General features: G+C 66.3%; 11 protein-coding genes. 5 read left to right on the top strand and 6 right to left on the bottom strand.

The window, feature by feature from the left end; all coding sequences use genetic code 11:
• Window position 1 precedes the first annotated feature (1 nt).
• The 6 genes from sufC to N1027_RS14965 form a co-directional block, all read right to left on the bottom strand.
• Entirely contained in the window at window positions 2-766 is a 765-nt protein-coding gene (gene sufC, locus N1027_RS14940; RefSeq protein WP_259508924.1) for a Fe-S cluster assembly ATPase SufC, read from the bottom strand.
• 1 nt (window position 767) lies between these two features.
• Window positions 768-1,094, bottom strand: a complete 327-nt coding sequence (locus N1027_RS14945; RefSeq protein ID WP_259508925.1) for a non-heme iron oxygenase ferredoxin subunit — start codon at window positions 1,092-1,094, stop codon at window positions 768-770.
• Window positions 1,095-1,096: 2 nt separating this feature from the next.
• Window positions 1,097-2,323, bottom strand: coding sequence for a Fe-S cluster assembly protein SufD (gene sufD, locus N1027_RS14950; protein WP_259508926.1), 1,227 nt, complete (start codon window positions 2,321-2,323; stop codon window positions 1,097-1,099).
• Window positions 2,324-3,742 (bottom strand): Fe-S cluster assembly protein SufB, encoded by a 1,419-nt coding sequence (gene sufB, locus N1027_RS14955; protein ID WP_259508927.1) that lies wholly within the window; start codon window positions 3,740-3,742, stop codon window positions 2,324-2,326.
• A 119-nt stretch (window positions 3,743-3,861) separates the two neighbouring features.
• A complete protein-coding gene (locus N1027_RS14960) occupies window positions 3,862-4,827 on the bottom strand; it encodes a COX15/CtaA family protein (RefSeq protein ID WP_259508928.1) in 966 nt (321 codons plus the stop codon).
• Between the two features lie 7 nt (window positions 4,828-4,834).
• Entirely contained in the window at window positions 4,835-5,755 is a 921-nt protein-coding gene (locus N1027_RS14965; RefSeq protein WP_259508929.1) for a heme o synthase, read from the bottom strand.
• Window positions 5,756-5,892: 137 nt separating this feature from the next.
• Between N1027_RS14965 and tkt the strand changes: the two genes are divergently transcribed.
• The 5 genes from tkt to N1027_RS14990 are packed head-to-tail and all read left to right on the top strand — an operon-like array spanning window position 5,893 to window position 13,260.
• Window positions 5,893-7,986, top strand: a complete 2,094-nt coding sequence (tkt, locus tag N1027_RS14970) for a transketolase (RefSeq protein WP_259508930.1) — start codon at window positions 5,893-5,895, stop codon at window positions 7,984-7,986.
• 25 nt (window positions 7,987-8,011) lie between these two features.
• The gene (gene tal / locus N1027_RS14975; RefSeq protein ID WP_259508931.1) at window positions 8,012-9,118 is read left to right on the top strand and encodes a transaldolase; all 1,107 of its coding nucleotides are present in this window, start codon (window positions 8,012-8,014) and stop codon (window positions 9,116-9,118) included.
• Entirely contained in the window at window positions 9,115-10,719 is a 1,605-nt protein-coding gene (locus N1027_RS14980) for a phosphoglucose isomerase-related protein (protein ID WP_259508932.1), read from the top strand. The genes tal and N1027_RS14980 overlap by 4 nt, the downstream gene beginning before the upstream one ends.
• Before the next feature lie 28 nt (window positions 10,720-10,747).
• Window positions 10,748-12,289, top strand: a complete 1,542-nt coding sequence (gene zwf, locus N1027_RS14985; protein WP_259508933.1) for a glucose-6-phosphate dehydrogenase — start codon at window positions 10,748-10,750, stop codon at window positions 12,287-12,289.
• Window positions 12,286-13,260, top strand: coding sequence for a glucose-6-phosphate dehydrogenase assembly protein OpcA (locus tag N1027_RS14990; RefSeq protein WP_259508934.1), 975 nt, complete (start codon window positions 12,286-12,288; stop codon window positions 13,258-13,260). Before zwf ends, N1027_RS14990 begins: the two co-directional genes overlap by 4 nt.
• The last annotated feature ends 4 nt before the right edge of the window (window positions 13,261-13,264 follow it).

Here is a 13,264-nt window from a genome sequence, read left to right on the forward strand (position 1 = left end):
GTTATCCTACGTTCGAGCTTTCGAGAAAGCGATCGTATCCCTCGTTCTCCAGTCGCACGGCGAGCTCGGGCCCGCCCTGCTCGGCCACGCGGCCGGCGACGAACACGTGCACGAAGTCGGGGTGCACGTAACGGAGGATGCGGTTGTAGTGGGTGATCAGCAGGATGCCGAGCCCGGTGTTCGCCTTGGCTCGGTTCACACCCTCGGAGACGACCTTGAGCGCATCCACGTCGAGTCCGGAGTCGGTCTCGTCGAGCACCGCGAACTTCGGCTTCAGGAGTTCGAGCTGCAGGATCTCGTTGCGCTTCTTCTCGCCACCCGAGAAGCCCTCGTTCACGTTGCGCTCCCGGAACGACTTGTCCATCCGCAGCGCCTGCATCGACGCGTCGAGGTCTTTGATCCAGCCGCGGATGGCGGGCGCCTGCCCGTCGATCGCGGTCTTCGCGGTGCGCAGGAAGTTCGACACCGACACCCCCGGGATCTCGACCGGGTACTGCATCGCCAGGAACAGGCCCGCACGAGCACGCTCATCGACCGTCTTGGTGAGCATCTCCTCACCGTCGAGCGTCACGGAGCCGCCCTCGACGTGATACTTCGGGTGACCCGCGATCGCGTACGCGAGTGTCGACTTACCCGACCCGTTCGGGCCCATGATCGCGTGCGTCTCGCCCTCACCGATCGTGAGGTCGACGCCGCGCAGGATGTGCTTGGTCCCCTGCTCGGTCTCGACGCTCACCTGGAGGTCTTCGATCTTCAGAACCGACATGCTAATCAATCACTTTCGTCACGGTTGGGTCGATGTAGATGTCCCCGTCGATCACCTGGACCTCGAAGACGGGAACGGGCTCGTAGGCCGGGAGCGACAGAGGCTTCCCGGTCTCGAGCGAGAACTTGGAGCCGTGGGCCCAGCATTCGAGGGTGTCGTCTTCGACGAAACCCTCGGACAACGAGATGTCACCGTGAGTGCAGGTGTCGCCGATGGCGTGGCATTCACCCGCCGAGTCCTTCACCAGAGCGATGGCCACGCCCCCCACCACGACGCGCAGCGCCTGGTTCACGGGAACGTCGTCGAACGCACAGACCTTCTCTGCCATGGCTACTCCGCACCCTGGGAGCGGATGAGCTCCGCTTCGACGGCGGCAGCGAGCCGCTCCTCGAGCGCGGGCGATCCGATCTGCTGGATGATCTCCGCAAGGAAGCCGCGCACGACCAGTCGCCGCGCCTCCTCCTCGGAGATGCCGCGGGACTGCAAGTAGAACAACTGCTCGTCGTCGAACCGGCCGGTCGAGGACGCATGCCCCGCTCCGACGATGTTGCCGGTTTCGATCTCGAGGTTCGGGATGCTGTCAGCCCGCGTTCCCTCCGAGAGCACCAGGTTGCGGTTCTGCTCGTAGCTGTCGGTGCCATCGGCGTGCGGGCCGATCAGCACGTCGCCCACCCACACCGTGTGCGCGCCCTTGCCCTGCAAGGCACCCTTGTAGTTGACCCGGCTGCGCGTGTTCGCGGCGACGTGGTCGATGTACGGGCGCTGCTCCAAGAACTGACCAGCATCGGCGAAATAGAGACCGAACGCATCCGTCGACGCCCCCTGCTCCACGAGATGGATGGCGGGATTGACCCGCACAACCGAACCACCGAGCGACACGATGACGTGACGCAGGTTGGCATCGCGGCCGACCGTGGCGAAGTGACTGGAGAGATGCAGAGCCGAGTCATCCCACTCCTGAACGGTCACGACGGTCAGCTGAGCGCCCTCGCGCACGACGATCTCGACGTTCTCGACCAGATTCGCGGAGCCGGTGTGCTCCAGGATGACGGTGCCGCGGCTGTTCGGCGCCGCCTCGATCACCACGTGGGCGGCCCGCGGGGCGGTACCGAAACCACTGCGGCGCACGATCAGCTCACTGCTCTCCTCACCGGAGACCCGGATGTGCAGCGCCTTCTCCGCACTCGACCAAGCGTTCGCCGAGGCGCGGTCTTCGGGCGCACCGGCGGAGCCGATCAGCGCGTCGTCGCGCGCGATCCACTGGACAGAGAGACCCTCGATCGCGTCGGCGGCCGGCTCGAAGCCCACTTCCACCACCGAGCCGTCGAGCGGCTCCGCGGTGAGGTGTGCGATCTTCGCCATCGGCGCGAACTTCCACTCGAACTCCAGGCCCGTGACCGCGGCGAAGTCATCAGCCGAGGTGGACGTGAAGCGCCCGGAGCGTGTCTGCACCGGCACGAATGCCGATCCGCCGTCGGAGTGCGCCTGGAACCCATGCTGAACGGGTTCGACCCGGGCAGGAACGGACACGGGTGCGGTTGTTTCGGGTGCCGCCATTTAGCCGACGCTGCCTTCCATGCCCATTTCGATGAGCTTGTTGAGTTCGAGGGCGTATTCCATCGGCAACTCGCGCGCGATGGGTTCGATGAACCCGCGCACGATCATCGCCATCGCCTCGTCTTCGGGAAGACCGCGCGACATGAGGTAGAACAACTGCTCCTCGGAGACCTTCGAGACCGTGGCCTCGTGACCGAGCTGCACATCATCGACCCGGATGTCGATGGCCGGATACGTGTCCGACCGCGAGATCGTGTCGACCAGCAGCGCGTCGCACCGCACCGTGTTCGCCGAGTGGTGCGCGTTCTCCGACATCCGCACCTCGCCGCGGTAACCGGCTCGGCCGCCTCCTCGGGCGATCGACTTCGACACGATCGACGACTGCGTGTAGGGCGCCATGTGGATCATCTTCGCGCCCGCGTCCTGGTGCTGGCCCGGGCCCGCGAAAGCGACCGAGAGCGTCTCGCCCTTGGCGTGCTCGCCGACCAGGTAGATCGACGGGTACTTCATGGTGACCTTGGAGCCGATGTTGCCGTCGATCCACTCCATCGTCGCGCCTTCGTGCGCGATGGCACGCTTGGTGACGAGGTTGTAGACGTTGTTCGACCAGTTCTGGATCGTGGTGTAGCGAACGCGCGCGTTCTTCTTCACGATGATCTCCACCACGGCCGAGTGCAGCGAGTCGCTCTTGTAGATCGGCGCCGTGCAGCCCTCGATGTAGTGCACGTAGGAGCCCTCGTCGGCGATGATCAGGGTGCGCTCGAACTGCCCCATGTTCTCGGTGTTGATGCGGAAGTAGGCCTGCAGCGGGATCTCGACGTGCACCCCCGGAGGAACGTAGACGAACGATCCGCCCGACCACACCGCCGTGTTCAACGCGGCGAATTTGTTGTCGCCCGAGGGGATGACGGTGCCGAAGTATTCGGTGAAGAACTCGGGATGCTCCCGGAGTGCGGTGTCGGTGTCCATGAAGATGACACCCTGCGCCTCGAGATCCTCACGGATCTGGTGGTACACCACCTCCGACTCGTACTGCGCCGCGACGCCGGAGACCAGGCGCTGACGCTCGGCCTCGGGGATGCCGAGCTTCTCGTAGGTGTTCTTGATGTCGTCGGGCAGATCATCCCAGGTCTGGGCCTGCTTCTCCGTCGACCGCACGAAGTACTTGATGTTGTCGAAATCGATACCCGAGAGATCGGCACCCCACGTCGGCATCGGCTTACGACCGAAGATCTGCAGCGCCTTCAAACGGTTCTTCAGCATCCACTCGGGCTCGTCTTTCAACGCCGAGATGTTCGCGACCACCGATTCGTTGATGCCGCGCTTCGCGCTGGCACCGGCCGCGTCGGAGTCCGACCAACCGAACTCATACACGCCGAGGTTCTCGAGTTCGGGCCGGTCGATGAGCACATCTGACATGGCTGACTCCCTTCATTGCTGCTGACAACCTTCAACGAGTCAAAGGTCTCCGACATTCCATCGTCGCCGCGATCTATCTGCCGCGTGGCGATTCAGGGCGGATTGTGTGTCGGGCAGAACTACGCGTTAAGAGCGTGTTCCCGAGATCCCATTGTATACGTGCCCGTCTGGGGCCGGGCGAAGAGTTGCGGATGCACATCCAACAGCACCCGGAGCGCGCCTACCCAGACCAGGGCGGAGCCGAGCAGGTGCAGCACCACGAGCCATTCGGGCAAGCCGAGCAGAGCCTGGGTGACACCGAGGGCCGCCTGGAGAACGACCACCACCACGAACGTCAGTGCGCGCCGGCGGGCGATCTCCGCGCCCGGGATGCGCGACAGGGCCACCAGGAGAACGACGCCGAGACCGAGGGTGGCGAAGCCGAGCACGCCGTGCACGACGGCGACGTCGGCCCAGACGAACGCCATGCGGGGCACATCCGCGGAGTCGCCGGCGTGCGGGCCGGAGCCGGTCACGAGTGTGCCCACCAGGATGAGCACGGCGGTGACGCCCACGAGCACCCAGGCGAGGGCGCCGAGCCAGCGCGGGAACACGGTCTCGGCCGACTGACCGCGGTGCGCGCGATGCCAGGTGAGCGTCGTCGTGGTGAGCAGGGCGACGGCGAGCACGAAGTGCATGGCGACGATGTAGGGGTTCAGCTCGCTCAACACGGTCACACCGCCGGCCAAGGCGTTGATCACGACGAGCCAGAACTGCGACCAGGCCAGCCGCGTCATGGTGCGGTCGCGCGGCTTCTGCAACCGGGCAGCGACGATCGCCCAGCCGACGGCCGCGATCAGCACTCCGGTGAGCGCCCGGTTGGTGAACTCGATGAAACCGTGGATGCCGAGTTCGGGAGTGGTGGTGAGCGATCCGGTGTCGCAGGCGGGCCAGGTCGGGCATCCGAGCCCCGAACCGGTGACGCGCACGACGCCGCCGGTGACGATGATGAGGATGCTCACCACGAGCGCCGCCGTCGTGCCCCAGCGCAGAGCGCGGGGCGTGAGGGTCCAGCGGTCGGCAGCCCAGCCGAGGGGAGTTTTCATGGCGCCCTCAGAACGGCAGCAGCGGATCGATCGCCACGGCGAGGAAGATCAGCGTGAGATAGGTGATGGAGCCGTGGAACACGCGCATCGGCTTGATCGAGAGATCGCGGATCGAGCGGCTGTAGAGCCGGTGCGACTCGAACAGGAACCAGGCGCCGGCGGCGACGGCCGTGATCGAGTAGACCAGGCCCATGTGCCCGACCGGGATGAGCAGCAGCGAGCAGGCCACCATCGCCCAGGCGTAGAGCACGATCTGCAGGCCCACCACGACGCGGCCGCGAACCACGGCCAGCATCGGCACGCCTGCCGTCTTGTAGTCGGTGCGGTACTTCATCGAGAGCGGCCAGTAATGCGGCGGCGTCCAGAGGAAGATGATGCCGAAGAGGATGAGCGCCTGCCAGGAGAGCGAATTCGTGACGGCCGCCCAGCCGATCAGCACCGGCATGCAGCCGGCGGTTCCGCCCCAGACGATGTTCTGCGGGGTGCGGCGCTTCAGCACGAGCGTGTAGAGCAGCACGTAGATGAGGATCGCGAGCAGCGACAGGGATGCGGCGAGCAGGTTGGTGAAGACGGCCAGCCAGACGATCGAGATGACCCCGATGGTCCAGGCGAAGACGAGCGCCTCCCGGTCGCTGAGCACGCCGGTGACCAGCGGCCGCTTCGACGTGCGGTTCATCACGCGATCGATGTCGCGGTCGAAATAGCAGTTGAAGGCGCCGGCGCTGCCGGCCGAAAGGGCTCCGCCGATGAGGGTGGCGAACACCAGCCAGATGTTGGGGATGCCGTTCTGGGCCAGGATCATGACCGGAACGGTGGTGACGAGAAGAAGCTCGATGACCCGCGGTTTGGTGAGGGCGAAGTACGCCTTCACCTTCTCCATCGGGCTGATTCGCCGATGCTCTATCCGGCCGTCAACCGCTACGTCCATTACTCCTCATTACGTGCCCGTTGGTGAACCCCTGGCCAAGTCTATTCGATGGCGGGCGGCGGCCCCGCCCGCGCCGATATGATTGGTGCGGACGATTCCTTAGACAGGAATTGCAATCGAGAAGGGTCATATACCTCGTGGCGACATTCCAATGGGAACCCATTGACGACAAAGCAGTGAAGACGGTCAAGGTACTGGCGGCAGACGCCGTCGAGAAGGTCGGGAACGGGCATCCCGGCACCGCGATCAGCCTCGCACCGGCCGCCTACCTGCTCTTCCAGAAGGTCATGCGCAAAGACCCGCGCGATCAGCATTGGCTCGGCCGCGACCGCTTCATCCTCTCGGTGGGCCACTCCTCTCTCACCCAGTACATCCAGCTCTATCTGGGCGGCTACGGTCTCGAGCTCGACGACCTGAAGGCGCTTCGCACCTGGGGTTCGCTGACGCCGGGCCACCCCGAGTACGGGCACACCGACGGGGTGGAGATCACCACCGGCCCGCTCGGCCAGGGTCTCTCCTCGGCGGTCGGTTTCGCCTACGCCCAGCGCTTCGAGCGTGGCCTCTTCGACCCCGACGCGGAGCAGGGCACCAGCCCCTTCGACCACCACGTCTACTTCATCGCCGGCGACGGCGACCTCGAAGAGGGCATCACCAGCGAGGCCTCCTCGCTCGCCGGCCACCAGCAGCTCGGCAACCTGATCGGCATCTACGACTCCAACCAGATCTCGATCGAAGACGACACGAACATCGCCTTCACCGAAGACGTGAAGGCCCGTTACGAGGCCTACCACTGGCACGTGCAGGTCGTCGACTGGAAGAAGACCGGCGACTACGTCGAAGACGTGCAGGCGCTGAACGACGCGATCGAAGCCGCCAAGGGCGAGACGTCGAAGCCCTCGCTGATCATCCTGAAGACGATCATCGGCTGGCCGAGCCCGAAGAAGCAGAACACGGGCAAGATCCACGGATCGGCGCTCGGCGCCGACGAACTGAAGGGCCTCAAGGAGGTTCTCGGCTTCGACCCGGAGAAGAGCTTCGAGGTCGACGCCGACGTGCTCGAGCACACCCGTGGCGCGATCGCCCGGGGCGCCGAGGAGCGCGCCGAGTGGCAGAAGGGCTTCGACGCGTGGGCCGAGGCGAACCCCGAGCGCAAGGCTCTGCTCGACCGCCTCGAAGCCGGCGAGCTCCCCGAAGACCTCGAGTCGGTGCTCCCCGTGTTCGAAGCGGGCAAGGATGTCTCGACCCGTGCCGCCTCGGGCAAGGTCATCAACGCCCTGGCCGAAGTGCTGCCGGAGTTCTGGGGCGGTTCGGCCGACCTCGCCGAGTCGAACAACACGACCATCGAGAGCGCCGCGTCGTTCGTGCCCGCCGAACACTCCACCCACGAGTGGACGGGCAGCCCCTACGGTCGTGTGCTGCACTTCGGCATCCGCGAGCACGCCATGGGCGCCATCCTGAACGGCATCGTGCTGCACGGCAAGACCCGCCCGTTCGGTGGCACCTTCCTCATCTTCAGCGACTACATGCGCCCGGCGGTGCGTCTGGCCGCGCTGATGAAGGTTCCCTCGATCTTCGTCTGGACCCACGACTCCGTGGCCCTCGGCGAAGACGGCCCGACGCACCAGCCGGTCGAGCAGCTCACCGCACTCCGCGCGATCCCGGGTCTGGACGTCGTGCGACCGGCCGACGCCAACGAGGTCGGTCACGCCTGGCTCACCATCCTGGGCCGCCACCACAACCCGGCCGGCATCGCCCTGACCCGCCAGAACATCCCGGTGTTCGAGCGCGGCGACGGCGACGCTTCGGGCGAGACCTTCGCCTCCGCGCGGAATGTTTCGAAGGGTGCCTACGTTCTCGCAGAAGCACCGAACGGAACCCCGGATGTCATCTTCATCGCCACCGGCTCCGAGGTGCAGCTCGCCGTGAACGCGCGAGCCATCCTGAAAGAAGAAGGCATCAATGCCCGCGTGGTCTCGGCCCCGAGTCTCGAGTGGTTCGAGGAGCAGAGCGACGAGTACAAGGAGTCGGTGTTGCCGGCATCCGTGAAGGCTCGTGTCTCGATCGAAGCCGGAATCGGTCTCGGCTGGCGCCCCTACGTCGGCGACGCCGGCCGCAGCGTGTCGATCGAGCACTTCGGCGCATCTGCCGACTACAAGACCCTGTTCCGCGAGTTCGGTATCACCACCGAAGCCGCAGTCGAAGCAGCAAAGACGTCGCTGGCCGCCCTGTAGGGCCCGGCAACCAAGGAGATATGAAATGACGGAAGCAACACAGAAACTGTCCGATGTCGGCGTGTCGATCTGGCTCGACGACCTGTCGCGGTCGCGCATCACGAGCGGTGGGCTGCAGAAGCTGATCGAAGAGCAGAACGTCGTCGGCGTCACCACGAACCCCACGATCTTCGCCGGTGCTCTCGCCAAGGGCGAGGCGTACGACGAGCAGGTCGCGGTGCTGGCCAAGGCCGGCACGGATGTGACGACCGCCGTGTTCGAGATCACGACCGACGACGTCGCCGCGGCATCCGACATCTTCAAGCCGGTCTACGACGCGTCCAAGGGTTTCGACGGCCGCGTCTCGATCGAGGTCGAGCCCGGTCTCGCTCATGATGCAGCTGCCACGATCGAGCAGGCCAAGGCGCTGTACGCCAAGGTGAACCGTGAGAACGTGCTGATCAAGATCCCCGCGACGGTCGAGGGCCTCGAGGCCATCACCGAGACCATCGCGGCCGGCATCTCGGTGAACGTCACGCTGATCTTCTCGCTCGAGCGCTACCGCGACGTCATCAACGCCTACCTCGCCGGCCTCGAGAAGGCCAAGGAAGCCGGGCACGACCTGTCGAAGATCCACTCGGTCGCCTCCTTCTTCGTGTCGCGCGTCGACACCGAGATCGACAAGCGCCTGGTGGCCATCGGCACCGACGAGGCCCTCGCCCTCAAGAGCAAGGCGGGCGTCGCGAACGCCCAGCTCGCCTACGAGGTCTACGAGCAGGCCTTCACGACCGAGCGCGCGAAGCTGCTGCTCGACGCCGGCGCCAACAAGCAGCGCCCGCTCTGGGCCTCCACCGGTGTGAAAGACCCGTCGGTTCCCGACACGACCTACGTCGTGCAGCTGGCGGCCCCCGAGGTCGTCAACACCATGCCCGAGAAGACGCTCGACGCGGTCTCCGACCACGGCGTCATCGAGGGTGACACCATCAAGGGTTCCTACGCCGGCGCCAACAAGGTGCTCGACGCCATCGGCGCTCTCGGTATCTCGTACGCCGAGGTCACCGAGCTGCTCGAGAAGGAGGGCGTGGAGAAGTTCATCGTCTCCTGGAACGAGCTCCTCGACACGGTCACCGCCGCACTGAACTCGGCCAAATGACCGTCGCGATCCACTCCTCGGGGGACGCCAAGAAGGCGATCCAGACCGTCGTTCCGCAGCTCGTGAAAGACCTGGTCGCATCAGGCATCACGGCTCAGGATCCGGCGCTCTGGGGCCCCAAGGCCGAGGCTGAGGCCGCCAAACGCCTCGGCTGGACCGAAGCGGTCTCGATCTCGCGACGCCTGGTCGCTCCGATCGAGGCCCTTCGCGCCCGGTTCCTCGAGGAGGGGATCGATCATTTCGTGCTGGCCGGGATGGGCGGCTCCTCGCTCGCCCCCGAGGTGATCACGCAGACGCTCGGTGTCGAGTTGACCATCCTCGACTCGACCGACCCCGGGCAGATCCGTTCGGCTCTGGCCGACCGGCTGGCCAGCACGGTACTGATCGCCTCGTCGAAGTCCGGCGGCACGCTGGAGACCGACAGCCAGCGCCGCGCCTACGAGAAGGCGTTCCGTGACGCGGGCATCGACCCTTCGACGCGGATCGTGATCGTCACCGATCCCGGTTCGCCGCTCGAGGCCCTGGCCAAGGATGCCGGCTACCGCACGTTCCTGGCCGACCCGAACGTGGGCGGGCGCTACTCGGCGCTCACCGCATTCGGACTGGTGCCGTCAGGTCTGGCCGGTGCGAACATCGGGGAGCTGCTCGACGAGGCCGACGCGATCTCGCTGAACCTCGCCGAAGACGGCGATGAGAACTTCGGCCTCATGCTGGGCGCCGCGATCGCCGGCACCCAGCCGCTGCGCGACAAGCTGGGCATCGTGGCCGACGGCACCCACATCGTCGGCTTCGCCGACTGGGCCGAGCAGCTGATCGCCGAGTCGACCGGAAAAGACGGCAAGGGGCTGCTGCCCGTGGTGCTCGACGTGAACTCCCCCGAGCTCACCGAGAACCTGCCCGACGTGCAGATCGTGCGTCTGGTCTCCGACGCGCACGAGTTCCATCTGCGCGAGAAGCACCCGGGCGAAGTGCTTCTGAGCGGATCGCTCGGCGCATTGCTGCTCACCTGGGAGTACGCGGCCGCGATCGCCGGACGACTGCTCGGCATCGATCCCTTCGACCAGCCCGATGTGGAGTCCGCCAAGGAGGCCGCTCGCGGTCTGCTCGACGAGCGCCCCGCCCCGTCCGCCCCGGCTTTCGTCGAGGCAGGCATCGAAGTGCGCGGCTCGGGTGACGCCCTCGTCGCTCCGGGCACCCTCGCCGGCTCCGTGGATGCGCTCCTCGCGCAGCTGCCCGCCGACGGCTACGTGGCGATAACGGCCTATGTCGACCGCCTCGCCCTCCCCCAGCTCGCCGAGCTCCGCGACCTGCTCGCGGCCCGCTCCGGGCGCCCCGTGACCTTCGGATGGGGACCCCGGTTCCTGCACTCCACCGGTCAGTACCACAAGGGCGGCCCGGCCGTCGGAGTCTTCCTGCAGATCACCGCGGACAGCACCGACGACCTCGAGATCCCCGATCGTCCGTTCACCTTCGGACAGCTCATCCAAGCGCAGGCCGCCGGCGACGCCGGTGTACTGGCGGACCACGGTCGACCCGTGCTCCGACTGAACCTGACCGATGCGTCTACCGACGTGTCGACGCTCTTCAGCGTCTTGCGCTGAGCGGCCCACGCCCGATACAAGGAGTTCAATGCCTCCCGTTGAGATAACGCCGGAGTACAACCCACTCAGGCTGCCGACCGATCGCCGGCTGAACCGGATCGCTGGGCCGTCAGGCCTCGTCATCTTCGGTGTCACTGGCGACCTGTCGCGCAAGAAGCTGATGCCGGCGGTCTACGACCTCGCCAGCCGGGGGCTCCTGCCGCCCGGCTTCTCCCTGATCGGGTTCGCCCGGCGCGAATGGGAAGATCAGGACTTCGAGCGAGTCGTGCACGACTCCGTGAAGGAATACTCGCGCACCCCGTTCGATGAAGACGTCTGGCGCCAGCTGTCCGAGGGCATCCGCTTCGTCTCGGGCGAATTCGACGACGACGCCGCCTTCGAACAGCTGAAGGCCACGATCGACGAACTCGACCGCGACCGCGGAACCATGGGCAATTACGCCTTCTACCTGTCGATTCCGCCGAAGGCGTTCCCGCTCGTCACCGAGCAGTTGCGCCGTTCAGGCCTCGCCGACCAGCAGGAGGACCGCTGGCGCCGCGTCGTCATCGAGAAGCCCTTCGGCAGCGACCTGAAGACCGCGATCGAGCTGAACGAAGTCGTCGAATCGGTCTTCCCGCCCGACTCGGTGTTCCGCATCGACCACTACCTCGGCAAGGAGACGGTTCAGAACATCCTGGCCCTCCGCTTCGCCAACCAGCTGTACGAACCCATCTGGAACGCGAACTACGTCGACCACGTGCAGATCACGATGGCCGAAGACATCGGAGTGGGCGGCCGCGCCGGCTACTACGACGGGATCGGCGCCGCTCGCGACGTCATCCAGAACCACCTGCTCCAGCTCATGGCGCTCACCGCCATGGAGGAGCCCATCTCCTTCGACGCCGCCGACCTGCGCGCCGAGAAGGAGAAGGTGCTCGCTGCGGTGAAGCTTCCGGATGACCTCAGCACGGTGACGGCGCGAGGCCAGTACTCCGGAGGCTGGCAGGGCGGCGAGAAGGTGCTCGGCTTCCTGGAGGAAGACGGTATGAACCCGCAGTCCACCACCGAGACCTACGCCGCAGTGCGACTCGACATCGGCACCCGGCGCTGGTCGGGCGTTCCGTTCTACCTTCGCGCCGGCAAGCGGCTCGGCCGGCGGGTGACGGAGATCGCGGTCGTGTTCAAGCGTGCGCCGCAGTATCTCTTCGCCGAGAGCCAGACCTCCGAGCTCGGCCAGAACGCTCTCGTCATCCGCGTTCAGCCGGATGAGGGCGTCACGATCCGCTTCGGCTCGAAGGTGCCCGGCGCCGGTGTGCAGGTGCGCGACGTCACCATGGACTTCGGATACGGCCATGCCTTCACCGAGGCCAGCCCCGAGGCCTACGAGCGCCTCATCCTCGACGTGCTGCTCGGCGATCCGCCGTTGTTCCCACGTCAGAAGGAGGTCGAGCTCTCGTGGATGATTCTCGACCCCATCGAGGAGTACTGGACAACGCAGGGCCAGCCCGAGCAGTACCGCCCCGGAACCTGGGGGCCTGCTTCGGCTGACGAACTACTGGCCCGCGACGGAAGAACTTGGAGACGCCCGTGATCGTCGATCTGCCTGACACCACTACGAGCAAGATCTCGAAGTCGCTCGTCAAGATCCGAGAGGAGGGCGGCGCTGTCGCTCTGGGCCGCGTGCTCACTCTCGTGATCGTCACCTCGCTGGGCGAGGAGGAAGACGCGATCGAAGCGGCGAACGACGCCTCCCGCGAGCATCCGATGCGCGTCATCGTGGTCTCCACCGACCACGAGAACGACGGCATGAACACCGGCCGCGGAGCGCGTCTGGATGCTCAGATCCGGGTCGGCGGCGACGCCGGCGCGAGCGAGGTCATCGTGCTGCGCGCCTACGGTGCCGCTGCGAGCGACCAGGAGGGGCTCGTGACCGGCCTGCTGCTCTCCGACGCACCGGTGGTCGTCTGGTGGCCCGGAATGGCTCCCGACAACGTGTCGACCTCGAGCCTCGGCCGGATCGCCACACGGCGCATCACCGACTCCTCCAACCAGGCGAACCCGTACGAGGCGCTGCTCAGCCGCTCCAAGACCTACGCGCCCGGCGACACCGACTTCGCCTGGACGCGGTTGACCCTGTGGCGGGCGCAGCTCGCGGCCGTGCTCGACCAGCCGCCCTATGAGCCGGTGACCGATATCGAGGTCTCGGGCGCATCCGATTCGCCGTCGACCTTGCTTCTCGCCGCGTGGCTCCGGCACCAGTTGAAGGTGCCGGTGAAGTACGGCTTGGCGCCGCGCGCGAACGGCTCCAGCGGCATCCACGGCGTCATCCTCGCCCGGAGCGGCGGACCGATCGAGTTGGTGCGCGAAGTGCCCAACGTGGCCCGGCTCTCCCAGCCGAACCAGCCCACGCACGATCTGTCGCTTCCGCGCCGCAACCTCCGCGATTGCCTGGCCGAGGAGCTGCGGCGACTCGACCCGGATGACCTGTATGGTGAAGTCATCTCCCAGGGCCTCGTCGAGTTGCTCGAGAAGAACGACGGCAGCGCGAGCGACGAGGTCTGAATTT

The organism is Herbiconiux aconitum (genome assembly GCF_024979235.1).
In the GTDB taxonomy this organism is placed as follows: domain Bacteria; phylum Actinomycetota; class Actinomycetes; order Actinomycetales; family Microbacteriaceae; genus Herbiconiux; species Herbiconiux aconitum.